Raw genomic sequence first — 24289 nt, forward strand, 5'->3', positions numbered from 1 at the left:
CAGACGGGGGTTGGCGGGCGCCCGGTCGGGGTCCGCGGGCTGCCGGGCCAGGGGCCGGTGCACATACAGGAGCCGGGGGCGGCCGCCTTGCGGCGGTCACCCCCGGCTCCTCGGGCCTGCTGTTCGCCGGCCGAACCTCAGCGCTTCGGCGTGTCGGCTCGTCGGCCCGTCTGCCTGGCGGACGGTCAGACGGTCAGTTCCCAGTGCGAGGCGTCGTGCATGATGCCCGGGGAGACCTCGACCGTCAGGTTCTTCGCGTCGGCCGGGGCGTCGAAGGCGTACGTGACGGTCGCCTTCTTGCCGGGCAGGATCGAGCCCTCGAAGCCGGTGCCCGCCTTGTCGTCGAAGATCTGCTCGGCGGTCACACCGTCCTTGCCGGCGCGGGCGTCGACGGTGACGAGGGCGGCGTCGAACTTCTCCTTGCCGCCGTTCTCGATGGTGACCGTGACCTGGTAGGCCTTGTTGCCCTTGGTGTGGCCGACCGCGTACTCGCTGGGCGAGTACGACGTGGGCTCGGAGACGGTGACCTTCAACTCGTCGTCGTAGACGGAGGAATCGCCCGCGGCGAGGCTCTTGCCCTTGGCCGCGCCGTCCTTGCCGTCCGAGGACGGCTCCTTCGGAGCGGTGTTCTCCACGGCCTTGTTGAGCTCGTCGACTGCTTCGTCCACCGCCATCACCGTGACGATGCCGACCACGACGCTTGCGATCAGCGCGATGAGGCCGAGCACGGCGCCGGCCAGGGCCGCGCCCTTGTTGGTGGCCTCGTTCCGCTTGACGCGGCCGCGGCCGACGAGGCCGAGGATCAGCGCGAGCAGACCGAGAAGGGTACCGATCCAGAAGAGGAACGGGATGATCGCGAAGACAAGGCCGATGATTCCGAGTACCAGCGCGGCGGTGCCGAGACCGTTGCGCGCCGGGTTGGGCGCCGTGCCCTGGCCGGGCGCTCCGCCGTACGGCGGCTGCGGCTGGGTGTACTGCGACATGGGTCCCCCCCATTGTTTTGTGGCGGGCCCGACTTCCGTAGCCCGTGCTGCCATGGGTCAATAACAGCAGAGCCTGTGAACCGAGTCAACATAAAAGTCCTTGCAACTTCAATTTCACTCTGTGAAGTGCTCGGCTGCTGTGAAGCGGTTACGCTGCCTGTCACAGCAAGCGGAACTGTGACGGGGAGACAGCCGGGTGCCGGAGAACGCAGCAGAGGTGACCGCCGCCGAGATCGCCCGGCTCGCCGGCGTGGGACGCGCCGCCGTGAGCAACTGGCGTCGCAGACACGCCGACTTCCCCAAGCCCGTCGGCGGCACGGAGACGAGCCCGTCCTTCGCCCTCGCCGATGTCGAACGCTGGCTGCGCGACCAGGGGAAGCTGGCCGAGGTGCCGCTCCGTGAACGGGTCTGGCAGCAGCTCTCCGGCCACCCCGACGGAGCCGTCACCGCCCTCGTGCACGCCGGCTGCACGCTCCTCCTCGTGCACGACAGGCCGGCCGGCTGGCTGGAGCTGAGCGCCGTCTCCGACCAGCGGCTGGCGGATGTGCTGCCCGTCGCGCTCGAAGAGGTGCTGACCCGGCGCTTCGCTGTTCCGCGCGCCGTGAGGACACCGGTCCCCGGCGAGCTCGCCCCTTCCGTCCCCCTGCTGCGCGGCGTCGCGGAGCTGGCCGCGGAGAGCGGGGCCCGCCGGGCGTTCGAGTTCCTGCTCGGCCGCCATCTCGACGCCAACCCACGCCAGTACACGCTCACCCCCGCCGAACCCGCCGCGCTGATGGCCGCCCTCGTCGGACCGGCCGAGTCCGTTCTCGACCCCGCGTCCGGCACCGGCACACTGCTGCGGGCCGTCGAACGCCCCACCGCGCTGCACGCCCAGGAGACCGACCCCGACCTGGCCGCGCTCACCGCGCTGCGTCTCGCCCTGCACACGGACGCCGGCGTACGGGCGGCGGCCGGCGACGCCCTGCGGGCGGACGCGTTCCCGGCGCTCGCCGCGGACGCCGTCCTGTGCCACCCGCCGTTCAACGAGCGCAACTGGGGCCACGACGAGCTCGCCTACGACCCGCGGTGGGAGTACGGCTTCCCGGCCCGTACCGAGTCCGAACTGGCCTGGGTCCAGCATGCCCTCGCCCGGCTGCGCCCCGGCGGCACCGCCGTCCTGCTGATGCCCCCGGCCGCCGCCTCCCGCCGCTCCGGGCGCCGCATCCGTGCCGGGCTGCTGCGCAGGGGCGCCCTGCGCGCCGTCGTGGCGCTGCCCGCCGGCGCCGCTCCCCCCTACGGCATCCCGCTCCACCTGTGGGTCCTGCGCAAACCCGATGCCGCCGAACGCCCCTCGCCCGAACTGCTGCTCGTCGACACGGCCCAGCCCGAGCCGGCCGCCGCGGGCCGCGACAATCTCGACTGGCAGGCCATCCGCACGGCGGTGCTCGACGCCTGGCACCCGTTCGAGCGGCAGGGCACCGTGGAGGAGACCCCCGGCGTGAGCCGCTCCGTCCCGGTCATCGAACTCCTCGACGACGACGTGGACCTGGCCCCCGCCCGCCACCTGCCACCTCCCGCCGAGAGCGGCGGCGCCGACGAACTAGCCGCCGTACGCGTGCGCTTGACGGACACCCTGCGCCGTACCGGAGAGCTCACACCCCCACCCGTGGAGGCGCCGCCGTCCGCAGAGCCCGCCCACCGGCCCACCACCACCGTCGGTGAACTGGCCCGCTCCGGCGCGCTCGTCCTGCACGCGGGCGCCGTACCCAGCGGCGCCACGGCGGCGGCCGACCCCCTGCCCGTCCTCACCGAGCAGGACGTCCTGTCGGGCAAGGCCCCTTCGGGCACGCTTCCCGACGGCACGGACGAGGAGCCCGTGCGCGTCGAGGAGGGCGACGTGGTCGTCCCCGTCCTGGGCGGCGGCACGATCGTGCGCGTCGTCGACGGACCTACGGCCGGTGCGGCACTCGGCCGCAACCTCCAGCTCCTGCGCCCCGATCCCGAGGCGCTCGACCCCTGGTTCCTGGCCGGGTTTCTGCGCGGCAGCGCCAACCAACGCCAGGCGAGCAGCTACGCCTCGACCGCGACCCGGCTCGACGTGCGCCGCCTCCAACTGCCCCGCCTGGCCCTCGCCGACCAGCAGCGCTACGGGGACCGGTTCCGCGAACTCGCCGCGTTCGAGGACGCGCTGCGCCTCGCGAACCGGCTCGGCGAGCGGTTGGTCCAAGGGCTGTACGACGGGCTGACGGACGGCTCCGTCGGCGTCTGATCCTCCGGCCGTGCCACCCGCGCGGTGCTTCGAGGCCGGGACGGGGCCCGCGCATTCCGGGAGCTGATCAGTTCGACAACGGTTCCGTACAACCAGGGGGCCGTTGTCGGTGTCGATGTATACGCTCGTCCCGGAACTTCGCTTCTCAGGCACCCAGGAGCACTCATGCACGGCCCCGGCCACGCGCCGCCGCAGCCCCCGCGGGAGACCACCGCGACGGTGGTCGTGCTGCGCGTGCTCTTCGCGATACTGCCGCTGTTCAGCTGCGGGCTGTTGTCGTGGGCGACGATGCTGAGGCTCTCGCTGGTCACCCGGCGGACGCTCGACTGGTCCCTGTTCGCGGCCACTCTGGTCGGGGTGACGGCCTGCTTCGGCACGGTGATGACGGATCCCACGGAGGATCTCACCATGCTGCGGTCGAACGTCGCCATCGCCCTCCTGCTGGCCATGGGCGTGCTGGTGATGGGGTACTACCTGTTCGCCGAGACCAGGCACTTCGCCGCCGGCCCGTCGACGCACCACGGCCCGCGGACGCAGGCGCAGTTCGGCTACGGATACCCGCCCCACGCCGCCACGGCACCCCCGTACGGACCGACCGCGACCCCGGTCCCGCACGCGATGCCGACACCGCCCCCGCAGCCCCAGCAGAACCCGTACGCGGTGCCGCCCCGGCCGACCGCGACGCCCCCGCCCCACCTGCACCTCCACCCGGAGCCGCAGCCCGGGCCGCAGGCGCCCACTCGCCCCCAGCCCGCCCGAATCGACCAGGTCCGCGCGGAGCTCGACGAGCTCAGCGACCTGCTCCGCAAGGAAGAGGGCAAGTGAACGGACGCGTCATCGCGACCCGTTACGAGCTGTCCGCGCTCATCGGCCAGGGCGGCATGGGGCAGGTCTGGACGGCCTACGACCGACGCCTCGACCGTCGTGTCGCCGTCAAGCTGCTGCGCCCCGACCACATGGCCGCCGCCACCGCCGCCGAAGAGATGCGCCGCCGGTTCGTGCGCGAGTGCCGGGTGACGGCCCAGGTCTGCCACCCCGGTCTGGTCACCGTCCACGACGCCGGCAGCGACGGCGACGACCTCTACCTCGTGATGCAGTACGTCGAAGGGGCGGACCTCGCCGACCACATCGCCGAGCACGACCCCTACCCCTGGGAGTGGGCGGTCGGCGTCGCCGCCCAGCTGTGCGCGGTGCTCGCCGCCGTGCACGCGGTGCCGATCGTCCACCGAGACCTCAAGCCGCGCAACGTGATGGTGAAGCCCGACGGTACGGTGACCGTCCTCGACCTGGGCGTCGCCTCCGTCATCGACACGGACACCACCCGGCTCACCCACACCGGCTCGCCCATCGGCAGCCCCGCCTACATGGCCCCCGAGCAGGCGATGGGCGGCGCGGTCGGCCCGTACACCGACCTGTACGCCCTCGGGGTGCTGCTGCACGAACTCCTCAGCGGCAACGTCCCCTTCGCGGGCTCCACCGTACTGGGCGTGCTCCACCGCCACCTCTACGAACCCCCGCTCCCGGTCCGCCAACTGCGCCCCGAGGTCCCCGAGCCCCTCGAAGCCCTCGTCCTGCGCCTCCTCGCGAAGGACCCGCAGCACCGTCCGTCGGGGGCGCAGGAGGTGTACGAGGCGCTGGCGCCCCTGCTGCCCGCGCGCGGCGGCCCGTCGGGCCCGCTCGATCCCACCCGCCCGTTCCTTCGGCCCTACGCCCCCTGGCCGGACCGGGCGAGCGTCCCGCCGCCCCCTCTTGTCCCGCCCGTTGCCGCCGCGTCCAAACCCGATGTCGCGGCCGCCGTCGACGAGGTCAAGCGGCTTCTCGGCGAGGGCAGCATCACCCAGGCCGTGGACATACTCGGCGGCATCCTCCCCGCCGCGGAGGCCGAGCACGGGGCGCACTCACCCGTCGTGCGGATCCTGCGCAAGCAGTACGCGGCGACGCTGATGGACGACGGCCAGTACCGCCGCGCCCTGCCCGAGCTGCGCCGCCTCGCCGACGACCGCACCGCGGAGGCCGGTCCGGCCGACCCTCAGTCCCTGCAGTTCCGCTACGACGCGGCCACCTGTCTCGAGCAGATGGGCCGGCCCGCCGCGGCGCTCGCCGACTACCGCGCCGTCCTGCCCTACTACGAGACCACCGACCGCGACCGTGCGCTCCAGGTGCGCCACCGCATCGGGCATCTGCTGCTCGCGGTCGGCGACCACACGGCGGCGCAGCACCAGTTCCGTACGCTGCTCTACGACGCGGAACGGGCGTACGGCCCCTACCACCAGCTCCCGGCGGAACTGCGCCGAGCCCTGGAGCGCCAGCAGCAGTTCCGCACGGGCTGAGCCGGCGGCGTCGCGTGGTTCAACCGGCGCGCAGGTACGCCGAGGTGGACACCCGGCCCAGCATCCGCAGCCGTGAGTCGCCCCCCGCCAGGTGCTTGTCCAGCGCGTCCTGCACGCCCGGCCACTTGTCGTCGCCGTAGTCGTCGAGCACGACGATGCCCTCGGGGGCGACGATCTCCTCGACCCATTCCAGGTCCTGCCGGACACCGTCCTCGGAGTGGTCGCCGTCGACGACGACCACACCGTAGGCGCGGTCCGAGACGGCGGCCCGTACCCCGGGGTCGGAGGAGAAGCCCTGCTCGATGCGGGACCGGTAGGCGCCGGGGCTGGCGGCGAACGCCAGGTTGGCCCGCACGACGTCCTCCCGTACGGGTGTCCCCGTCGGGTCGGCGTGCGGCGAGGCGCCGGGCTGCAGCTGGGACCCGGCCAGCGGGTCGACGACGGTCAGCTCCGGCTCGATGCCCGTGCGGTGCATCATGCGCAGCAGGGCGGAGGCGAACTGTCCGTACAGGGTGCCGATCTCGAGGATGTCGCCGTTCGGCGGCGCGAGCAGCGGGATCGTGGCGAGCTTGCCGCAGACGTTGGACGTGGACCCGGCGAGCCTGCCGACGCCGAGGGCTTCCTGCGCGACGACGGTGCGGTAGGCGACGACGACGCTCCGGCGGGCGTGCGCGCTGCCGCTCACCTTCTCGATCTGGCGCACGAGGGTGTCGACGGCGCCGGGCGTCGGCATGCGGTGGGTGCCCCGGCCGGTGCTGTCGAGGAGCAGGCCGTAGGCGTACTGCTGCCGCTTCGTCTCCGCGAGCTCTCTTCGCAGTTCCTCGATGTCGGCCCGCAGGGACCTGGTCATCAGGTCCACCAGGGGGAGGGCGGGTCGCAGGGCTCGCTTCGTCAAACGGTTGGGCCAAGAGGGCATGACTGGGAACGTACGCGGGAACGGCACCGCCGCCCACCAAGCCTCAGTGCTGGGCGGATGAAGTCTCGGTTGCGCGGGTGTGAACGCCTCGTCGGCGCCGCGCCACCGCCGGCCCGAGGACCGTCGCCACGACCGCGAGCAGCGCACCCACGCCCACGGCCGCCCCCGCGCGCAGCCCCGGGGGGCGGAACGAGCAGCTGACGGTGGTCCGTGTGCCGTCGAGAGGTACGGCGACCAGGCCGAGGTACGAGTCCGCCGGGCGGCCCTCGCAGCTCCAGCCCGCGATCCGGGGAGCCGCCAGGACGGCCGTACCCCTGGTGCCGGGCGGGAGTTCGGCGGTGACCCCGCTGCCAAAGACGTCCACGCGCACGGCCCCGGACGCCTTGAGCCCGGCGACGGCGGCGGTGAGGGCGGCGCGGTCCAGGCATCCGACGGTCGCCTCCCGAGGGGTGCCGGAGCCGTAGACGACGGGGGTGCCAGGGGTGGTCACCGTGCCGAGCGGGGTGAGGGTCGCGCGGCGCTTCGGGCGGCCGCCCCGCAGTTCGACCGGCGGGGCGTCACCGAGGCGGGCGGTGCCCGTGTAGTCGGGCGCCCACAGGAAGACGCCGGTGCCGACCGGGCATGCGCCTGCGACGGGGTCCGTGTAGACCCGTGCGCCCAGCAGCAGTTCCTGGTTGCGGAAGGGGTCGGAGCCGTAGCGGGGTTGGGGCGCCGGTGGCCGTACGGTCACCAGCGGCGGGGCCTCCTCCTGCAGTACCTGGGGCGAGCCGCCGGGAGCGGTCCGCACTCGGGCGCCGACCGAGAAGATCGCGTCGGTGACCGGGTTGTCGAGGGACTGCAGGCTGCGGCCGTGGGACGTCCAGCCCGTGCCGAGGGCCGCGAGGGTGCGGGTGAGCACGTCCGGGGTGTGGCTGCTGTAGTACGCGGCGCCCTGCCCGCCCACCAGCATCGGGTCGTTGCCGGTGAGCCGTTCACGGCCGGGGTCCGTGCGGTACTCGGGCCAGCCGTCGGCGCCGCGGACGGCCGCCTCCCGCGCACTGTGCGCCCCGCCCCACGCCGGGTAGTCGTCGAGCCGGGCCGGCCGCTCGCGGTCGGCGTACGCGGTGGTCGCGGCGGCCTGTCCCGCCAGCGCGCCGGTGAGCAGCACCGCGGTGAGCGCCACGAGCCTGCCGCGCGCGGCGAGCAGCAGGCCCGCCACCACCGCCGCCAGACCGGCCGCGAAGAGCAAGTAGGCCCACACCGACACGAGTTCGCTGGTGGCGGCCCCGAGCGCGATCGCGGTGACGACCGCACCGCCGCCGAGCACGGCGCGCGACCCTGGCCAGCCGCGTGACAGGCAGGTCCAGGCGCAGATGACGACGATCCCGGCGAGGACGAAGGTCTGCCGGTAGGGGCTTCCGTTCGGGGTGGCGAAGACATGCCACACCAGATGGGTGGGTCCCCACTGGAGCGAGACGGCGACGGCCGCCGCGAGCCCCGTCCACATCCACCGCTCCCTGCGTGGCACCGAACGGTTGAAGGCCAGGGCACAGGCCGCCAGCAGCGCTGCCCCGCCGACGAAGACGGCCGGCGTGAAGAAGCTGTACGTCGCCGGCAGCGTCCGGGCGAAGACATCCGTCCAGTTGGCCGGCGCGAACTCCTTGGTCCACCCCGGGTAGGCGTGCCGCGACCCGAGGAAGACGGGGAGCAGGACGGGCGCGGCGAGCCCGAGGCCGAGCAGCACGGTCCAAGCAGCCCGCAGCAACGCGCGTATCCGCTCCCGTGACCGGCTCTCCTCCAGCAGCAGGCGAACGGCGAGGACCAGCGCCGCGCCGATCGTCGCCATATAGGCGGTGTAGAAGTTGGCGATCCAGGCGAGCGCCACGACGAGCGTGCCCAGCAGCGCCCGGCGCCCGGTGCGGGCCCATTCGCCGACGAGGCACAGCAGCGGGAAGAAGACCAGCCCGTCCAGCCACATCGTGTTGTAGGTCGCCTCGACGACCGACCAGCCGCAGAGCGCGTACGAGGCGCCCAGTACCCCGGCCGCCCACCGGCGGCCGTTGCCCTTGTGCAGCGCGGTGAGCAGCCAGGTCATGGCTGCGCCGGCCGCGGCCATTTTCGTGAGGGTGACGACGTACACGGCGAGGTCGATCTGGTCCCGCGGGAACAGAGCGACGAGCACCGAGAACGGGCTCGTCAGATAGGTGCCGAGGTCAGGCAGGAAGCTGGTGCCGTAGCCGGACTGCCAGTTGAGCAGCAGTCCGCCGTCCGATCGTCCGTGGAGCAGGTCCCACAGGTGGGCGTGGTACGGCACGAACTGGTTGCCGAGGTCGTTCACGCTGCGGGTACGCGGCCCGAAGGGGAAGGTGCGGGCGACGGCATCGCCCGCGCACACGGTCCCGACGGTGATGAGCGCGGCGAGCGCGGCGGCACGGCCGCGCGAGGCGGGCGCGGCGAAGGGCAGAGTCAACATGGTGAAGCGAATATGCCAGCGCAAGGCCGCGAAAAGAGGCCGGGAACGGGCCAGTTCATCCAATGGTCGCCTGAGTGTCATGTGGAGAACGGGCACGGGACATTCGGCTCGCTTGTTGTTCTCCTGTGCTGATCTCGATAGTGGTTCCGTGCTTCAACGAAGAGGAGATCATCGGCCGCTTCCACGACCATGTGACCAAAGAACTCGCCCTCCTCGACGAGGAATTCGAGCTGGTCTACGTGGACGACGGAAGCCAGGACCGGACGCTCCCGCTCCTCCAGGAGATCGCCGAGGCCGACTCCCGTACGCGGTACGTCTCCTTCAGTCGCAACTTCGGCAAGGAGTCGGCGATGCTCGCCGGCCTCCAGCATGCCCGGGGCGACGCGGTCGTCATCATGGACGCCGACCTCCAGCACCCGCCGGAGCTGGTCCGGCGCATGCTGCGGCTGTACGAGGAGGGCTTCGACCAGGTCGTCGCCAAGCGCACCCGCAAGGGCGACCGGGTCACCCGGACCATCACCGCCCGCGCCTACTACCGGCTGATCAACCGGCTCGTCGACATCGAACTCGTCGACGGTGTGGGTGACTTCCGGCTGCTGTCACGGCGCACGGTCGACGCGGTCCTGGAACTGACCGAGTACAACCGGTTCTCCAAGGGAATCTTCGCCTGGGTCGGATTCCGCACGACGACATTCGAGTACGAGAACGCGGTGCGCGAGCAGGGACGCTCGAAATGGAGCTTCGGCAAGCTCCTCAACTACGGCCTCGACGGGCTGCTCTCCTTCAACAACAAACCCCTGCGCGCGGCGATCTATCTGGGAATGCTGCTGCTCGCCGTCGCGATGGTCTACGCGGCCTGGATCGTCGGTGTCGCCCTGGTGAAAGGCGTCGACACCCCCGGGTATGTCACCCTACTCGTGGCGGTCATCGCGCTCGCCGGTGTACAGATGCTGATGCTCGGGGTGGTCGGCGAGTACGTCGGCCGCATCTACTACGAGGTGAAGCGGCGGCCGCACTTCCTGGTGAAGGCGACCAACGCCGGCCTTCCCCGACAGGACGACGACCGGTCGAGCAGCAACGGAAACAGGCGCGCGGGGGAACTGGTACGACGATGACGGTGCGGGGCCAGATGGTCAGGTTCGCCCTGGTGGGAGTGGTGAACACCGGGACCTACTACGGCCTGTACCTGGCCCTGCTGACCGTGCTGCCCTACGTCGCGGCGCATGTCGTCGCGTTCGTACTGAGCATGATCGGCTCGTTCTTCCTGACGTCGTACTTCACCTACCGGACCCGGCCCACCTGGCGGAAGTTCCTGCTGTTCCCGCTCACGAACGCGGCGAACTTCGTGGTGACGACGTGCGGGGTCTACCTGCTGGTGGACGTCCTCCACTTCGGCAGCCGCTACGCGCCGCTGATCGCGGCGGCCGCGGCGATCCCGATCACGTTCGTCGTCTCCCGCACGATCATGCTCCGCCCGGACCACCGCACCCCGGTCCCGGACCCGGTGCCGGCCCCTGCTCCGGCGCCGGCCCCCGCTCCGGAACGCACCCCCGCCGGCTGAGACCCAGGGGCTGACGGGGCGACGCGGATCCGGCCCGCACCCCAACTGCCTGCCGAATCGTTTGGCGAATCAGTGGCCCAAGTCACGTCCGCTGCCTACCATCGATCACCGCAAGGTCTTGTGCACAGAAGCACAATCACGCCGGGAGGCTCCTTTGCACCGCCGCCGTCGCACCGCGCTCACGCTCTCCGCCGCGCTCCTCGCCGCCGCACCGCTGCTCGCCGCCTGCGGCAGCGAGGCACACCCCGGCGCCGCCGCCGTCGTCGGCGGACAGCGGATCGAGGTGTCCACCGTCCAGGCCGAAGTCAGGGACGTGCGCGACGCGCAGCAGGCCTCACCTCAGTCGGCCCAGCTCATCAAGGACTCCGGACAGCTCGGCCGCGCCAAGCTGTACGACCTGATCGTCGACCGCGTCGTGGGGCGGGCCGCCGAGGACGCCGGCGTCGACGTCAGCCGCAAGGAGATCCAGCAGGGGCGGGACAAGCTCGCCGAGCAGTCCGGCGGGGAGGAGCAGCTCACCGCCATGTATCTGCAGCAGCGCGGCGTGGCCCCGAACCAGCTCGACGACGCCGTGCGGCGCGACATCCTCGTCGGCAAGATCGCCACCGCGATCGGAGCGACGAACAGCCCCGAGGGCCAGCAGAAGCTCAACGAGGCCTTCACCGCCGCCGCGAAGTCCCTCGACATCGACGTGAACCCGCGGTACGGCGCCTGGGACGACAAGAAGCTCGAGCTCGGGGCCTACAAGGCGCCCTGGATCACCCAGGTCTCGCAGGGCACGGAGCCGGTCGAGGCGGGCGCGTAGGGGCTCGGGATGGGCTCGGCAGGCCCTGGCTCCCCCACAGCCTTCGGCGTGGGCGGGGCCCCCACCCCCACAGCCTTCGGCGTGGGAGGTACCCCACCTCCGCCGTGCGATCGCACGCATCAGACCCCTCCCCCCACGCCCCGCGGGCGTGGGGGAGCCCCCACACTGATCCGGCCTGGCCCGAACGAAAGAACCCGGCGGGAGGTAGGTTCGTGGCGTGACCACCGAAGTATCCGCCGCCGGCCGTATCGTCCTGCTCACCGCCAGCCACCGCGTCGCGCCGGGTCTCCTGTCCTGGCCCGCCTGGCAGACGCTGCACGCCGCGGACCGGGTGCTGTGCGCCGACGCCGCGCACCCGCAGCTGTCGTATCTGCGCGAGGCGGGCATCGCCGTGGAGCAAGCCGCGCCGAGCGCGCAGGAGCTCGTGGACGCCTGCGCCGACGGACGTACGGTCGTGGTGCTCGCCTCCGGCGAGGGCGACCGGGCCCTGACCGACGGCCTGGCCCGCCTCGGCGGCTCGGGCCGGGTGCAGATGCCGGACCTGGAGCTGCTGCCGGGCGCGTACGACCTGCCGGGCGCCCGGCTGCTGGACCTGATCGAGGTCATGGACCGTATCCGGCGCGAATGCCCCTGGTCGTCGCAGCAGACCCACAAGGGCCTCGCCAAATACGGCATCGAGGAGGCGTACGAACTCGTCGAGGCCATCGAGGACGGCGACCGGGACGAGCTGCGCGAGGAACTGGGTGACGTCCTGCTTCAGGTCGTCTTCCACGCGCGCATCGCGCAGGAGGACCCGGACGAGCCGTTCTCGGTCGACGACGTGGCGGGCACGATCGTCGAGAAGCTGATCCACCGCCACCCGCACGTCTTCGGGGACGAGACCGCCTCGACGCCGGAGGAGGTCAAGGCCCACTGGCTGCGCACCAAGGCGGTCGAGAAGCAGCGCGAGTCGGTCACCGACGGTGTGCCCCTCGGGCAGCCGGGTCTGGCGCTCGCGGCGAAGCTGGCGTCCCGGGTCCGCACGGCGGGCCTCGGCGTCGACCTCCCGTCCGGCGCGGGCGTCGGCCACGAGCTTCTCGCCCTCGCCGTACGCGCGGAGGCGGACGGCGTCGACCCCGAGGCCGCGCTGCGGGCCGCCGCACGCGTCTACCGGGACGCGATCCGAGCGGCGGAGGGGCACACCGGCGCGGCCGGTAACGTCGAGGGGTGAACGACCCGAACAGCGCCCCTGAACTCTTCACCTGGGAGTTCGCGACCGACCCCTACCCCGCCTACGCCTGGCTGCGCGAGCACTCGCCCGTGCACCGGACCGTGCTGCCCAGCGGGGTCGAGGCGTGGCTGGTGACCCGGTACGCCGACGCCCGGCAGGCACTGGCCGACCAGCGCCTGTCGAAGAACCCCGCGCATCACGACGAGCCGGCGCACGCCAAGGGGAAGACTGGTATCCCCGGCGAGCGCAAGGCAGAGCTGATGACGCATCTGCTGAACATCGACCCGCCCGACCACACCCGGCTGCGCCGTCTCGTCTCCAAGGCGTTCACACCGCGCAGGGTGGCCGAGTTCGCGCCGCGGGTGCAGGAGCTGACGGACCAGCTCATCGACGCCATCCTCGACAAGCAGCACGGGGCGGGAAAGGGGGAGGCGGACCTCATCCACGAGTTCGCCTTTCCGCTTCCCATCTACGCCATCTGCGACATGCTCGGCGTCCCCCGCGAGGACCAGGACGACTTCCGCGACTGGGCGGGCATGATGATCCGCCACGGCGGCGGGCCGCGCGGCGGAGTGGCCCGCTCCGTGAAGAAGATGCGCGGCTATCTCGCGGAGCTGATCCACCGCAAGCGCCAGGAGCCCGGTGACGACCTCATCTCCGGTCTCATCAAGGCCTCCGACCACGGCGAGCACCTGACCGAGAACGAGGCCGCCGCGATGGCCTTCATCCTTCTCTTCGCCGGCTTCGAGACCACCGTCAACCTCATCGGCAACGGGGTGTACGCGCTGCTGCGCAACCCCGGCCAGCGTGAGCGCCTCCAGGCGTCGCTCGCCGCCGGCGAGAGCGAGCTGCTCGCGACCGGGGTCGAGGAACTGCTGCGCTACGACGGGCCGGTGGAGCTCGCGACCTGGCGGTTCGCCACGGAGCCGCTCACCGTCGGCGGGCAGCGGATCGCGTCGGGCGACCCCGTACTCGTCGTCCTCGCGGCCGCCGACCGCGATCCGGAACGCTTCGACGAACCGGACACCCTCGACCTGGCGCGGAGCGACAACCAGCATCTGGGGTACGGGCACGGCATCCACTACTGCCTCGGCGCGCCGCTCGCCCGTCTCGAGGGGCAGACGGCTCTCGCCACGCTGCTCCGCAGAATGCCGGACTTGCGGCTTGCGGGCGATCCGGCCGATCTGCGGTGGCGCGGTGGGCTCATTATGCGTGGATTGCGCACTCTGCCCGTTGAGTTCACGCCTCAAACAAACTGACGATCTGTCAATTCTGTGACTTTCACGTGATCTCCGCTGCATCGACTTGTGACTCACGTTCGAATGCGGCTACGTTCACCGACGACTCGGCAGGCATCAGCAGGCCGCACAGTCCACAGCTGTCACGCGAAAGGCAACCGCATGCTCTCCGGGAACGGACGACACCGCCGACCCCGCCAGGCTCCGGCCCTCATTGTCGCGGCAGGGGTGACCGGTTCCGCCATCGCCATTCCGCTGCTCGGTGCGGGCTCGGCGTCCGCGGCAGAAGCGAACGTGTGGGATCGCGTCGCGGAGTGCGAGAGCGGCGGGGCCTGGAGCGCCGACTTCGGCAACGGTTTCTACGGCGGGCTGCAGTTCTCGCAGGAGACCTGGGAGACGTACGGCGGTACGGCGTACGCGCCGACCGCCGACCTCGCGAGCCGTTCCCAGCAGATAGCGGTCGCGGAGAAGGTGGTCGCCGATCAGGGCCCGCAGGCGTGGCCCGCCTGTGGCCCGCTCGCCGGGCTGACGGGCGACAGTGCCGACACCGGTGTCGACCCGGGCCTCCTGCCGCTGCCGGGGCAGAGCGACGCGCCCGCCGACGAGCCGTCGACGGGCCCCTCCGAATCGACTGAGCCGGCCGAATCCGAGAACACTTCGGACTCTTCGGGCGAGGCCGACAAGGAGGACCGTGCGGGCACGGCCGAGCCGTCGGGTGACGTCACCGGGCAGCCGGCCCCGAAGGATGGCGACGCGACCGACCCTGCCGGGACGGGCACTTCCGACGCCTCGGAAGGTGCCACCGGGGCGGACCCGGCCGACGATGCCGCCGGCGGCTCCGGCAAGCACCGCGGCGAGCCGGCCGACGACGAGACGGAAAGCGGCGATACAGGCGAAGCGCGTGAAACCGGTCGCCATGCCTCACGGGGTGACGATTCCGCCCGTAACGGCGTGGACGAGGCAAACGGCCCCGGTGCGTACACCGTTCAGCCCGGCGACAACCTGTGCGACATCGCTGCCGAGCGGAAGGTCCCCGGTGGGTGGCCGGCGCTCTACGAGGCCAACGAGACGATCGTCGGGTCCGACCCCGATCTCATCCTGCCTGGTCAGCAGCTCGACCTGGGTCTGAAGTAGGGTCAGTTCGGCGGGGTGATTCGCGGCTCTATGTCCGTTCTGTTCCAGTGAGACAAGCGTCTCTTTGCGGCAACTGGCCCCCATCGTCCCCCGATTCCGGCCACTTTGCCCCTCACCTGTAAAAACGGACACACTCCGGCAGTTGAATTGGGCGATTTCTCCCCGATGTTCGTCTTTGAACATCGGGGAGCGCTGTGTTTACGGTCTGAACGCTCGCCACCGCGGGCACCGTCGACCGTCACGCCGAATCCTGCCGTCGGTCGGGGGTAACACTCGTCGCTCACAGCGCCGAAGGCAGGAGCGGGGGACCCAAGGTAAGTGCCGGTCCCGGCCGTCCGCGGAGGACGGCCGTGAACGGCTAGGGGTGGAGCCGCGCGCAAGGACGCGCGGCCGGGCACTCACAGGTCCGAACCCGACAGCTCACCTCGTAGGCGTCGGTGAGGAGAAGCTTCATGCTGCGTTCCAGCAAGGCCAAGCACCGTCGCCCCTCGAAGGCCGTCCGTATCGCCACCCTCGCCGGTGTCGCCGGTGCCGCCATCGCCGCACCGATGCTCGGCGCCACCTCCGCCTCCGCCGCGACCACCTCGGAGTGGGACGCGGTCGCCCAGTGCGAGTCCGGCGGCAACTGGTCGATCAACACGGGCAACGGGTACTACGGCGGCCTGCAGTTCTCCGCCTCGACCTGGGCCGCCTACGGAGGCACCGCGTTCGCCTCGAGTGCCGACCAGGCGTCCAAGTCGCAGCAGATCCAGATAGCCGAGAAGGTCCTCGCCGGCCAGGGCAAGGGCGCCTGGCCGCACTGCGGCGTCGGCCTGTCCAGCGCCTCGCCCGAGAGCGGCTCCACCGAGCAGTCGCAGCCCTCCGCCGAGCGCTCCGAGGTCCCCACCACCCGCTCCGAGCGCTCCGAGGCCCCCGCCCCGGCCAAGAAGGCCGAGACGGCCGCCGGCAAGGCCAAGTCCTTCAAGAAGGGCGACGGCGAGTACAAGGTCAAGGCCGGCGACACCCTGAGCTCGATCGCGGAGGCCGAGAAGGTCAAGGGCGGCTGGGAGAAGCTGTTCGAGCTGAACAAGGACATCGTCGAGAACGCCGACGTGATCCACCCGGGCCAGCAGCTCCACCTGAGCTGACCTCCCCCGGTGAGTGAGGGGCACCTCCCGCACCGACAGGGCAGGAGAGCACCCTCGTGTCTCACGGGATCCGAGCACCCCGGTCCGGCGCACCTTCCCCCGAACGCGCCGGGCCGGGGTTCGGTCCGTCCGGGGCCGGAACCGTGGACCGGGGCCGGAACCGCGGACCCGGGTCGGCCTTCCGGGGCCGGAACTGCGGCCCGCTTGCGGGTCCTCCGAGGCCGGAGAGGGGCCCAACATCGGTTACCGACAGGTAGATCCGACCCTGTTTGTCCGGTGACGAGAGTCTTGATGCCCTTTTTCGTCCCAGCGGGCGGGCATCGGCCTGCCTTTGCCCCCGGGCCGGTTAGGCTCTTGCCGCAAGGCCAAGCAGACCTCTGCACTTTTTCTCGCGTCACATCCCAGAAGGAGATGCTCGTGCCGTCCATCGACGTCGTCGTAGCCCGGGAAATCCTGGACTCCCGAGGCAACCCCACGGTCGAGGTCGAGGTTGGCCTCGACGACGGCAGCACGGGTCGTGCTGCAGTTCCGTCCGGCGCCTCCACCGGTGCGTTCGAGGCTCTCGAGCTCCGCGACGGTGACCAGAACCGCTACCAGGGCAAGGGTGTCGAGAAGGCCGTCCTCGCCGTCATCGAGCAGATCGGCCCGGAGCTCGTCGGCTACGACGCGACCGAGCAGCGCCTGATCGACCAGGCGATGTTCGACCTGGACGCCACCCCGGACAAGTCCTCCCTCGGCGCCAACGCCATCCTCGGCGTCTCCCTCGCCGTGGCGCACGCCGCCTCCGAGGCCTCGGACCTTCCGCTCTTCCGCTACCTGGGCGGCCCGAACGCGCACCTGCTGCCCGTTCCGATGATGAACATCCTGAACGGCGGCTCGCACGCCGACTCCAACGTGGACATCCAGGAGTTCATGATCGCGCCCATCGGCGCGGAGTCCTTCTCCGAGGCCCTTCGCTGGGGCACCGAGGTCTACCACACCCTCAAGAAGGTCCTGAAGGAGAAGGGGCTGTCCACCGGCCTCGGCGACGAGGGCGGCTTCGCGCCGAACCTCGACTCCAACCGCGCCGCCCTCGACCTCATCCTCGAGGCCATCAAGGAGGCCGGTTACGCCCCCGGCAAGGACATCGCGCTGGCGCTCGACGTCGCCGCCTCCGAGTTCTACAAGGACGGCTCGTACGAGTTCGAGGGCAAGTCCCGCTCGGCCGCCGAGATGACCGAGTACTACGCGGAGCTCGTCGAGTCCTACCCGCTGGTCTCCATCGAGGACCCGCTGTTCGAGGACGACTGGGCCGGCTGGAAGACCATCACCGACAAGCTCGGCTCGAAGGTGCAGCTCGTCGGCGACGACCTGTTCGTCACCAACCCCGAGCGCCTCGCCCGCGGCATCGAGGACGGCGCCGCGAACGCGCTGCTCGTCAAGGTGAACCAGATCGGTTCGCTGACCGAGACCCTCGACGCCGTCGAGCTCGCCCAGCGCAACGGCTTCAAGTGCATGATGTCCCATCGCTCCGGCGAGACCGAGGACGTCACCATCGCCGACCTGGCCGTCGCCACCAACTGCGGCCAGATCAAGACCGGTGCCCCGGCCCGCTCCGAGCGCGTCGCCAAGTACAACCAGCTGCTGCGCATCGAGGAGATCCTCGACGACGCCGCGGTGTACGCGGGTCGCTCCGCGTTCCCGCGGTTCCGCTTCGCGGACCAGTAGAGGGACCAGTAGACACAGTCGGTTCGAGGGCTGACACCCTCGCCTCCGTACGTCCCCGGCCGCGGTCCCGTACCGTGTCCGGGGACGTACGCGCGTAACGGGGAGGCGAGAGACCATGGCACGCAGGCCGCCCGGGGACCAGGACCGGTTCTCCACCTCGACCAGGCTGCGGCTGCTCGGAGAGCAGACCGCCGCCCGCGTCTACCGCTCCCAGAACCGCCGTCAGGCCCGCCGCTCCCGGCTGACCGGACGCGCCGCCTTCCTCGCCCTGGTCGTCTGCTCGATGGTCGTGGCTCTCGCCTATCCCATGCGCCAGTACGTCTCGCAGCGCGCCGAGATCGCCGAGCAGGAACGCATGATGGACGATGCCGCTGAGCGGGTGGAGCAGCTCAGGGACGAAAAGGCGCGCCTCCAGGACGACATGTACATCCGGCGGCTCGCCCGCGAGCACCTGCACTACGTGCAGCCGGGGGAGACCGGGTACACCGTGATCGACCCCGAAGCCGCGGAGGAGCAGCGCGAAGAGGACGGCGCGGCCGACCGGCCGTGGTACTCGAACGTATGGAACGGCGTGGACAGCGCCGACGGTGCCGGCGGGGCCGACCGCGAGTAGACCCGCGGCACCGGCAGGTCGGCGAACAAGCAGCGAAACAAGCAGCGAAACCAGCAGCGAACAGGCAGCGAACAAGGCAGGCATGGAAACCCCTCCTCCCACCACCGAACCCACCGAGCCCACCGACGCGGACATCGCCGCGTTCAAGGAGCAGCTCGGCCGGCCGCCGCGCGGCCTGCGCGCGATCGCGCACCGCTGCCCCTGCGGGCAGCCCGACGTCGTGGAGACCGCCCCGCGGCTGCCCGACGGCACACCGTTCCCGACGCTGTACTACCTGACGTGTCCGCGGGCAGCCTCCGCGATCGGCACGCTCGAGGCGAACGGCGTCATGAAGGAGATGACGGAACGCCTGGCGACCGACCCGGAACTCGCCGCCGCGTACCGGGCCGCGCACGAGGACTACATCACGCGACGCGACGCCATCGAGGTCCTGGAAGGCTTCCCCAGCGCGGGCGGCATGCCGGACCGGGTGAAGTGCCTGCACGTACTGGTGGGTCACTCGCTCGCGGCCGGCCCCGGGGTGAACCCGCTGGGCGACGAGGCGATCGCCATGCTGCCGGAGTGGTGGGCGAAGGGCCCCTGCGTTTCCCCCGAAGCCTGACCGCCCCCACCAGGGCCCTTGCCGACCTTCGGACCGGGGCAGGCCACCGCGTGCCGTGCGATGTCCTGCCCTTGTCCGGCAAGGGGCCGGGTGGGGATGAGAACCCATCCCGAGGAGACCCACCCCATGACGCGCGTCGCCGCCATCGACTGCGGCACCAACTCCATCCGCCTTCTGATCGCGGACGTGGAGCCTGCCACCGGAAGACTCGTCGATCTCGACCGCCGGATGACCATCGTCCGCCTCGGTCAGGGCGTGGACCGCACCGGTCGGCTCGCGCCCGACGCGCTGGAGCGGACCTTCGCGGCCTGCCGTGAGTACGCCGCAGCCATAAAGGAGCACGGCGTGCAGCGGGTCCGTTTCGTCGCGACCTCCGCCTCGCGGGACGCCGAGAACCGCGACGAGTTCGTCGGCGGCGTCCTCGACATCCTGGGCGTCGAGCCCGAGGTGATCAGCGGCGACCAGGAGGCCGAGTTCTCCTTCACCGGCGCCACCAACTCGCTGACGACGCGCCCCGATCTGGCGAAGCCGTATCTGGTCGTCGACATCGGCGGCGGCTCCACCGAGTTCGTCGACGGCGAGGAGCACGCACGCGCCGCCCTGTCCGTCGACATCGGCTGTGTACGGATGACCGAGCGGCACACGCCGAGCAGCCCTGCGACGGCCGAGCAGATCGCCGCGATCACCTCGGACGTCGAAGCGGCCCTGGACACCGTCGAGAAGACGGTCCCGATCCGTCAGGCGCACACCCTCGTCGGGCTCGCCGGCTCGGTGACGACGGTCGCCGGGATCGCGCTCGGCCTGGACGAGTACGACTCGCAGGCCATCCACCACTCGCGGATCTCCTACGAGCAGGTCGAGGAGGTCACCACCATGCTCCTCGACTCGACGCACGACGAGCGAGCGGCCATCGGCGTCATGCACCCCGGCCGCGTCGACGTGATCGGGGCCGGGGCGCTCGTCCTGCTGACGATCATGCGGCGTATCGGCGCCCGCGAGGTGGTCGTGAGCGAGCACGACATCCTCGACGGGATCGCCTACAGCATCGCTGCCGAGGGCGCTGCCTGAGCTCCGGCTTCAGGCGCCCGCGCGCCGGGTCAGGAGCCCTCGGACGGGGTCAGGACGACGAACTCCGCGCCTGCCGGGTCGTTGCACACGGCCAAGCGGCCGACGCCCTCCGCGTCCTCCGGGCCCATAGACACAGAGCCGCCGTTCTCCCGTACGAGGGCGACCGTCGCGTCGCAGTCCGCGGAGCCGAAGACGGGGTGCCAGTACGGTTTGGCGTCCCCGGACGCGAACATGTCCGGGACGGCCATGACACCGCCGAACATCCGCTCCGGCGGTTGGCCCTCGGGCGTCACCATCGTGTACGTGCCCCCGCCGCCCGGCAGCTCCATGTCCTGGCCGGTCCAGCCGAAGACGGTGCCGTAGAACGCCTGGGCGGCGGCCGAGTCGGTGGTGTACAGCTCGACCCAGCCCAGGCTGCCGGGGCCGTCGGCCGCCTCGACGCCCGCGTACGAGCCGGGCTGCCAGAGGGCGAACTGGGCGCCCTGCGGGTCGGTGACCTGGGCGAAGCGCCCTTCCTTCGACACCTCGGAAGGCGCGGAGCGGACGGAGCCGCCCGCCTGCTCGACGGCCTTGACGGTGGCGTCGATGTCCGGAGTGCTGAAGTAGATCATCCAGGCAGAGCGGGCTCCTTCCTCGGTGAGCTGTCCGACCGCGCCCACGACCTTGCCGTCGAGGCGGAAGGACTTGTAACTGCTCGTCTGCTCGTCGAACGCCTGGGCCTGCCAGCCGAACACCGCGCCGTAGAAGGCGGCAGCCGCGTCGACGTCCGGGGCGCCGAGGTCGAGCCAGCAGGGGGAGCCGGGCACGAAGTCAGTGGTGATCACGCGTTTCCCTTTCTCCGGGACTTCCCCGGGCTTGTCCGGGGCTCTGCAGATGTCTGGGATCCTGCGTGGCTCAGCCTGGCACCGGGCACGGGCGCTCGCGCGTCGACGCGCGGCCCGTACCGGCACCGGGCGCCGCCGCGCTCTTCGCTACGACGCGGCCTCGGCGGCCTCCGGCGCATCCGAGAGCACATGCTCCTCCCCCCATGCCGCGAGCGGCTCGAGCGCCGTGTTGAGCGTCCTGCCGCGCAGGGTGAGCGAGTACTCGACGCGCGGTACGACCTCGTCGTACTCCTCGCGGTGCACGATGCCGTCCGCCTCGAGCTCCTTCAGGTGCGAGGCGAGCACCTTCTCCGTCACCCCCGGCAGCAGCCGGCGCAGCTCGCCGAAGCGGCAGGCCCGGTCGTGGAGCGCCCAAAGGATCAGCACCTTCCACTTCCCGCCGATCACGTCCATCGCTGCGTCGACCCCGCACTGGTACGCCCCCGGCCTTCGCGCGCTCGCCATCTCACGGCCCTCCTGCCTGCTCACTGACCCCGGGGTAACCACCCACTTCAAAGTGCGTACTTGATGGTCGCGGGGCCTGCGACAAGGCTAAAGCGCATGACTGACAACGCCGTTGAAAAGCGTCCCCTTTCCGTTCTCGGCCTCGGTGCCATGGGCACCGCCCTGGCGCGCACCTGGCTCGCCGCCGGGCATCCGGTCACCGTCTGGAACCGCACCACCGCCCGGACCGAGCCGCTCGCGGCCGAGGGTGCGACCGTCGCCGCCTCCGCCGCGGAGGCCGTCGCTGCCAACGACCTCGTGGTGCTCTGCCTGCTCGACGACGCCTCCGTCGGAGAGGTACTCGCCGATGCCGACCTGACCGGCAAGGACTTCGTGAACCTCACCACCGGCAGCCCCGGTGACGCGCGGGGCCGCGCTTCATGGGCGGCCGAGCGCGGGGCGCGTCTGCTGGACGGTGGGATCATGGCGGTCCCGCCCATGATCGGCGTGCCGGACTCAGGGGGCTATGTCTTCTACAGCGGCCCACGCGCCCTCTTCGAGGAGCACCGGGACACCCTGGCCGTGCCGACCGGCGCGACGTACGTGGGTGAGGACCACGGCTTCGCCGCTCTGCACGACGTGGCGCTGCTGAGCGCGATGACGGGGATGTTCGCCGGAATCCACCATGCGTTCGCGTTGATCCGCAAGGAGGACATCGCGCCGAAGGAGTTCGCCGCGCTGCTCGCGGACTGGCTCGTCGCCATGGCGCCCATGGTGCGCACGACCGGCGACCGGCTGGAGAGCGGTGACTACACCACGGGCGTCGTCTCCAACCTCGCCATGATGGTCTCGGGCAACACGACCATGCTGCGCACGGCGGACGAGCAGGGGGTCAGCCCGGAGCTGCTGACCCCCTACATGGCACTGATGGCGCGCCACCTCGAAGAGGGGCACGGCGAAGAGGACGGCACGGGCGTGATCGCACTGCTCACGCGCTGATCCGGGGGCGCTGCCCACGCGGTCGGGGGCCGCTTCGCGCAGACGAGCCACCGCCGGCAGGGCGGCCTCCCCGTGCCGCGGGATCCCGTTCGCGGGGGTGTCCGGAGGGTTCGGCGGGGCCTCCCGGACCGCTCCGGCGCGCCTCTGGCGGAAAAGTTCGTGAAGTTCTTCACAAGGAAAAAGGCCCTGAGGGGCTCTCTCGGGGCCCGAACGCCCCTTCTTGACCGCTTGTTGGTGTTGGACGGGCACATTCGAAGGCGTTCGGCGGCTGCCGCCCCCAGAGCGAAAGGGCCGGTGGTTCACCCGCCCTTTGGCTCAGCGGGCCAGCTCAGAGGGGTGATCAACGTCCTCGGATACACCGTGGTTCCCCCTCGGCGCCATGACCTCGGTCACGTGGGCGGCGGAGTGTAGCAGAGTGCACCCAGGACCTTGTGAAGGGGCTCACGAGCGTCCCCTCCGAGGGGGGTGGATACTCGATGGCATGAGCACCACGGAGCGTCCCAGGATCCTCGTAGTAGGCGGTGGGTACGTAGGCCTGTACGCGGCTCGGCGCATTCTGAAGAAGATGCGCTACGCCGAGGCGACCGTCACGGTCGTCGACCCGCGGTCGTACATGACGTACCAGCCCTTCCTTCCCGAAGCTGCTGCCGGCAGCATCTCGCCTCGGCATGTCGTCGTCCCGCTGCGACGCGTGCTGCCCAAGGCCGAGGTTCTCACCGGCCGGGTCACGACCATCGACCAGGACCGCAAGGTCGCGACGGTCTCGCCGCTCGTCGGCGAGGCGTACGAGCTGCCCTTCGACTACCTGGTGATCGCCCTCGGTGCGATCTCCCGCACCTTCCCGATCCCCGGCCTCGCCGAGCAGGGCATCGGCATGAAGGGCATCGAGGAGGCCATCGGCCTGCGCAACCACGTCCTCGAGCAGCTGGACAAGGCCGACTCGACGACCGACGAGGACGTCCGCCGCAAGGCGCTGACCTTCGTCTTCGTCGGCGGTGGCTTCGCCGGCGCCGAGACCATAGGCGAGGTCGAGGACCTGGCCCGCGACGCGGCGAAGTACTACAGCAACGTCAAGCGCGAGGACATGCGCTTCATCCTCGTCGACGCCGCGGACAAGATCCTTCCCGAGGTCGGCCCCAAGCTGGGCAAGTACGGCAAGGAGCACCTGGAGGGCCGCGGGGTCGAGGTCTACCTCTCCACCTCCATGGACTCCTGCGTCGACGGCCACGTCGTGCTGAAGAACGGCCTCGAGGTCGACTCCAACACCATCGTGTGGACCGCCGGTGTGAAGCCGAACCCGGCGCTCGCCCGCTACGGCCTCCCGCTCGGCCCCCGCGGCCACGTGGACTGCACCGAGAAGCTCCAGGTCAAGGGCACCGACTACATCTGGGCCGCGGGCGACAACGCCCAGGTCCCGGACATGGCCGCCCGCAAGGCCGGTGTCGAGAACGCCTGGTGCCCGCCGAACGCCCAGCACGCGCTGCGCCAGGCCAAGATCCTCGGCGACAACGTCATCTCCGGGATGCGCGGCTTCCCGCAGAAGGACTACGAGCACGCGAACAAGGGTGCGGTCGCCGGTCTCGGCCTGCACAAGGGCGTCGCGATGATCGTCATGGGCAAGATGAAGATCAAGCTCAAGGGCCGGCTGGCCTGGTACATGCACCGTGGTTACCACGGCATGGCCATGCCGACCTGGAACCGCAAGATCCGCGTGTTCGCCGACTGGACGCTGGCGATGTTCCTCAAGCGCGAGGTCGTCTCCCTCGGCGCGATGGAGACGCCGCGCGAGGAGTTCTACGAGGCCGCCAAGCCGGCTCCGGCCGTCGCCAAGCCGGAGGCCGAGAAGGCAAAGGCCTCCTAGCAGCACCGGTGTCCCTCCGAAGGGGCCGTCCGCCATCCGTGGTGCGGACGGCCCCTTCGGCGTTCCCGTCGGGTGGTGAAGACGTCGATGGTCTGCTGCCAGTCGGCCTCGGCGTTGACGCCCGGTGCC

General features: G+C 71.1%; 21 protein-coding genes and 1 riboswitch. Of the genes, 16 read left to right on the forward strand and 5 right to left on the reverse strand.

All coding sequences use genetic code 11. The features are described from left to right. Nucleotides 1-185: 185 nt before the first annotated feature. Nucleotides 186-983 (reverse strand): DUF4190 domain-containing protein, encoded by a 798-nt coding sequence (locus ABZ070_RS12805; RefSeq protein WP_356632915.1) that lies wholly within the window; start codon nt 981-983, stop codon nt 186-188. Between the two features lie 196 nt (nt 984-1179). Between ABZ070_RS12805 and ABZ070_RS12810 the strand changes: the two genes are divergently transcribed. The 3 genes from ABZ070_RS12810 (at nt 1180) to ABZ070_RS12820 (ending at nt 5561) form a co-directional block, all read left to right on the forward strand. After that, the gene (locus tag ABZ070_RS12810) at nt 1180-3231 is read left to right on the forward strand and encodes an N-6 DNA methylase (protein ID WP_356632917.1); all 2052 of its coding nucleotides are present in this window, start codon (nt 1180-1182) and stop codon (nt 3229-3231) included. Between the two features lie 165 nt (nt 3232-3396). After that, nucleotides 3397-4056: a hypothetical protein gene (locus tag ABZ070_RS12815; RefSeq protein WP_356632919.1), complete on the forward strand. Its 660-nt coding sequence runs from the start codon at nt 3397-3399 to the stop codon at nt 4054-4056. Then, a complete protein-coding gene (locus ABZ070_RS12820) occupies nt 4053-5561 on the forward strand; it encodes a serine/threonine-protein kinase (protein WP_356632921.1) in 1509 nt (502 codons plus the stop codon). The genes ABZ070_RS12815 and ABZ070_RS12820 overlap by 4 nt, the downstream gene beginning before the upstream one ends. Nucleotides 5562-5580: 19 nt before the next feature. On the opposite strand, the gene ABZ070_RS12825 is transcribed toward ABZ070_RS12820, so the two are convergent. After that, a complete protein-coding gene (locus ABZ070_RS12825) occupies nt 5581-6477 on the reverse strand; it encodes a class I SAM-dependent methyltransferase (RefSeq protein WP_356632923.1) in 897 nt (298 codons plus the stop codon). Nucleotides 6478-6520: 43 nt separating this feature from the next. Then, nucleotides 6521-8929 (reverse strand): YfhO family protein, encoded by a 2409-nt coding sequence (locus tag ABZ070_RS12830; RefSeq protein ID WP_356632925.1) that lies wholly within the window; start codon nt 8927-8929, stop codon nt 6521-6523. Between the two features lie 125 nt (nt 8930-9054). Between ABZ070_RS12830 and ABZ070_RS12835 the strand changes: the two genes are divergently transcribed. The 11 genes from ABZ070_RS12835 to ABZ070_RS12885 all read left to right on the forward strand — a co-directional run bounded on the left by ABZ070_RS12835 (nt 9055) and on the right by ABZ070_RS12885 (nt 19993). Next, nucleotides 9055-10044: a glycosyltransferase family 2 protein gene (locus tag ABZ070_RS12835; protein ID WP_356632927.1), complete on the forward strand. Its 990-nt coding sequence runs from the start codon at nt 9055-9057 to the stop codon at nt 10042-10044. Next, entirely contained in the window at nt 10041-10490 is a 450-nt protein-coding gene (locus ABZ070_RS12840) for a GtrA family protein (protein ID WP_356632929.1), read from the forward strand. The genes ABZ070_RS12835 and ABZ070_RS12840 overlap by 4 nt, the downstream gene beginning before the upstream one ends. Before the next feature lie 154 nt (nt 10491-10644). Continuing rightward, complete coding sequence (locus ABZ070_RS12845) at nt 10645-11295, forward strand: SurA N-terminal domain-containing protein (RefSeq protein WP_356632931.1); 651 nt, start codon at nt 10645-10647, stop codon at nt 11293-11295. 217 nt (nt 11296-11512) lie between these two features. After that, the gene (locus ABZ070_RS12850; protein WP_356632933.1) at nt 11513-12505 is read left to right on the forward strand and encodes a nucleoside triphosphate pyrophosphohydrolase; all 993 of its coding nucleotides are present in this window, start codon (nt 11513-11515) and stop codon (nt 12503-12505) included. After that, the gene (locus ABZ070_RS12855; protein ID WP_356632935.1) at nt 12502-13764 is read left to right on the forward strand and encodes a cytochrome P450; all 1263 of its coding nucleotides are present in this window, start codon (nt 12502-12504) and stop codon (nt 13762-13764) included. The genes ABZ070_RS12850 and ABZ070_RS12855 overlap by 4 nt, the downstream gene beginning before the upstream one ends. A gap of 207 nt (nt 13765-13971) precedes the next feature. Beyond that, a complete protein-coding gene (locus ABZ070_RS12860) occupies nt 13972-14877 on the forward strand; it encodes a transglycosylase family protein (protein WP_356632937.1) in 906 nt (301 codons plus the stop codon). Between the two features lie 276 nt (nt 14878-15153). Then, a riboswitch (cyclic di-AMP (ydaO/yuaA leader) is annotated at nt 15154-15326 on the forward strand. A gap of 3 nt (nt 15327-15329) precedes the next feature. Beyond that, complete coding sequence (locus ABZ070_RS12865) at nt 15330-16004, forward strand: transglycosylase family protein (RefSeq protein WP_356632939.1); 675 nt, start codon at nt 15330-15332, stop codon at nt 16002-16004. 417 nt (nt 16005-16421) lie between these two features. Beyond that, nucleotides 16422-17711, forward strand: coding sequence for a phosphopyruvate hydratase (gene eno / locus ABZ070_RS12870; RefSeq protein ID WP_356632941.1), 1290 nt, complete (start codon nt 16422-16424; stop codon nt 17709-17711). Between the two features lie 115 nt (nt 17712-17826). Beyond that, a complete protein-coding gene (locus tag ABZ070_RS12875) occupies nt 17827-18324 on the forward strand; it encodes a septum formation initiator family protein (protein ID WP_356632943.1) in 498 nt (165 codons plus the stop codon). Nucleotides 18325-18406: 82 nt separating this feature from the next. Beyond that, entirely contained in the window at nt 18407-18925 is a 519-nt protein-coding gene (locus tag ABZ070_RS12880) for a DUF501 domain-containing protein (protein ID WP_356632945.1), read from the forward strand. A gap of 126 nt (nt 18926-19051) precedes the next feature. Further along, nucleotides 19052-19993, forward strand: a complete 942-nt coding sequence (locus ABZ070_RS12885; protein ID WP_356632955.1) for a Ppx/GppA phosphatase family protein — start codon at nt 19052-19054, stop codon at nt 19991-19993. Between the two features lie 29 nt (nt 19994-20022). Here the strand turns inward: ABZ070_RS12885 and ABZ070_RS12890 are convergent, their stop codons facing one another. Together ABZ070_RS12890 and ABZ070_RS12895 are read right to left on the reverse strand one after the other, a co-directional pair. Further along, nucleotides 20023-20817, reverse strand: a complete 795-nt coding sequence (locus tag ABZ070_RS12890) for a VOC family protein (RefSeq protein WP_356632947.1) — start codon at nt 20815-20817, stop codon at nt 20023-20025. A 147-nt stretch (nt 20818-20964) separates the two neighbouring features. Beyond that, entirely contained in the window at nt 20965-21321 is a 357-nt protein-coding gene (locus ABZ070_RS12895; protein ID WP_356632957.1) for a helix-turn-helix domain-containing protein, read from the reverse strand. Between the two features lie 96 nt (nt 21322-21417). Between ABZ070_RS12895 and ABZ070_RS12900 the strand changes: the two genes are divergently transcribed. Continuing rightward, nucleotides 21418-22299: an NAD(P)-binding domain-containing protein gene (locus tag ABZ070_RS12900; protein WP_356632949.1), complete on the forward strand. Its 882-nt coding sequence runs from the start codon at nt 21418-21420 to the stop codon at nt 22297-22299. A 481-nt stretch (nt 22300-22780) separates the two neighbouring features. Continuing rightward, nucleotides 22781-24160 carry an NAD(P)/FAD-dependent oxidoreductase gene (locus tag ABZ070_RS12905; RefSeq protein ID WP_356632951.1) on the forward strand — a complete coding sequence of 460 codons (1380 nt, stop codon included), beginning with the start codon at nt 22781-22783 and terminating at the stop codon, nt 24158-24160. Nucleotides 24161-24289: the final 129 nt, after the last annotated feature.

The sequence above is a fragment of the Streptomyces sp. NPDC006283 genome, assembly GCF_040613325.1.
GTDB lineage: Bacteria > Actinomycetota > Actinomycetes > Streptomycetales > Streptomycetaceae > Streptomyces.

What these genes read in the sequence shown, in the direction of transcription:
- ABZ070_RS12805 (WP_356632915.1), bottom strand. Translation starts at nt 983, where the DNA reads ATGTCGCAGTACACCCAGCCGCAGCCGCCGTACGGCGGAGCGCCCGGC.
- ABZ070_RS12815 (WP_356632919.1), top strand. Translation starts at nt 3,397, where the DNA reads ATGCACGGCCCCGGCCACGCGCCGCCGCAGCCCCCGCGGGAGACCACC.
- ABZ070_RS12825 (WP_356632923.1), bottom strand. Translation starts at nt 6,477, where the DNA reads ATGCCCTCTTGGCCCAACCGTTTGACGAAGCGAGCCCTGCGACCCGCC.
- ABZ070_RS12830 (WP_356632925.1), bottom strand. Translation starts at nt 8,929, where the DNA reads ATGTTGACTCTGCCCTTCGCCGCGCCCGCCTCGCGCGGCCGTGCCGCC.
- ABZ070_RS12840 (WP_356632929.1), top strand. Translation starts at nt 10,041, where the DNA reads ATGACGGTGCGGGGCCAGATGGTCAGGTTCGCCCTGGTGGGAGTGGTG.
- ABZ070_RS12865 (WP_356632939.1), top strand. Translation starts at nt 15,330, where the DNA reads ATGCTGCGTTCCAGCAAGGCCAAGCACCGTCGCCCCTCGAAGGCCGTC.
- ABZ070_RS12875 (WP_356632943.1), top strand. Translation starts at nt 17,827, where the DNA reads ATGGCACGCAGGCCGCCCGGGGACCAGGACCGGTTCTCCACCTCGACC.
- ABZ070_RS12880 (WP_356632945.1), top strand. Translation starts at nt 18,407, where the DNA reads ATGGAAACCCCTCCTCCCACCACCGAACCCACCGAGCCCACCGACGCG.
- ABZ070_RS12885 (WP_356632955.1), top strand. Translation starts at nt 19,052, where the DNA reads ATGACGCGCGTCGCCGCCATCGACTGCGGCACCAACTCCATCCGCCTT.
- ABZ070_RS12895 (WP_356632957.1), bottom strand. Translation starts at nt 21,321, where the DNA reads ATGGCGAGCGCGCGAAGGCCGGGGGCGTACCAGTGCGGGGTCGACGCA.
- ABZ070_RS12900 (WP_356632949.1), top strand. Translation starts at nt 21,418, where the DNA reads ATGACTGACAACGCCGTTGAAAAGCGTCCCCTTTCCGTTCTCGGCCTC.
- ABZ070_RS12905 (WP_356632951.1), top strand. Translation starts at nt 22,781, where the DNA reads ATGAGCACCACGGAGCGTCCCAGGATCCTCGTAGTAGGCGGTGGGTAC.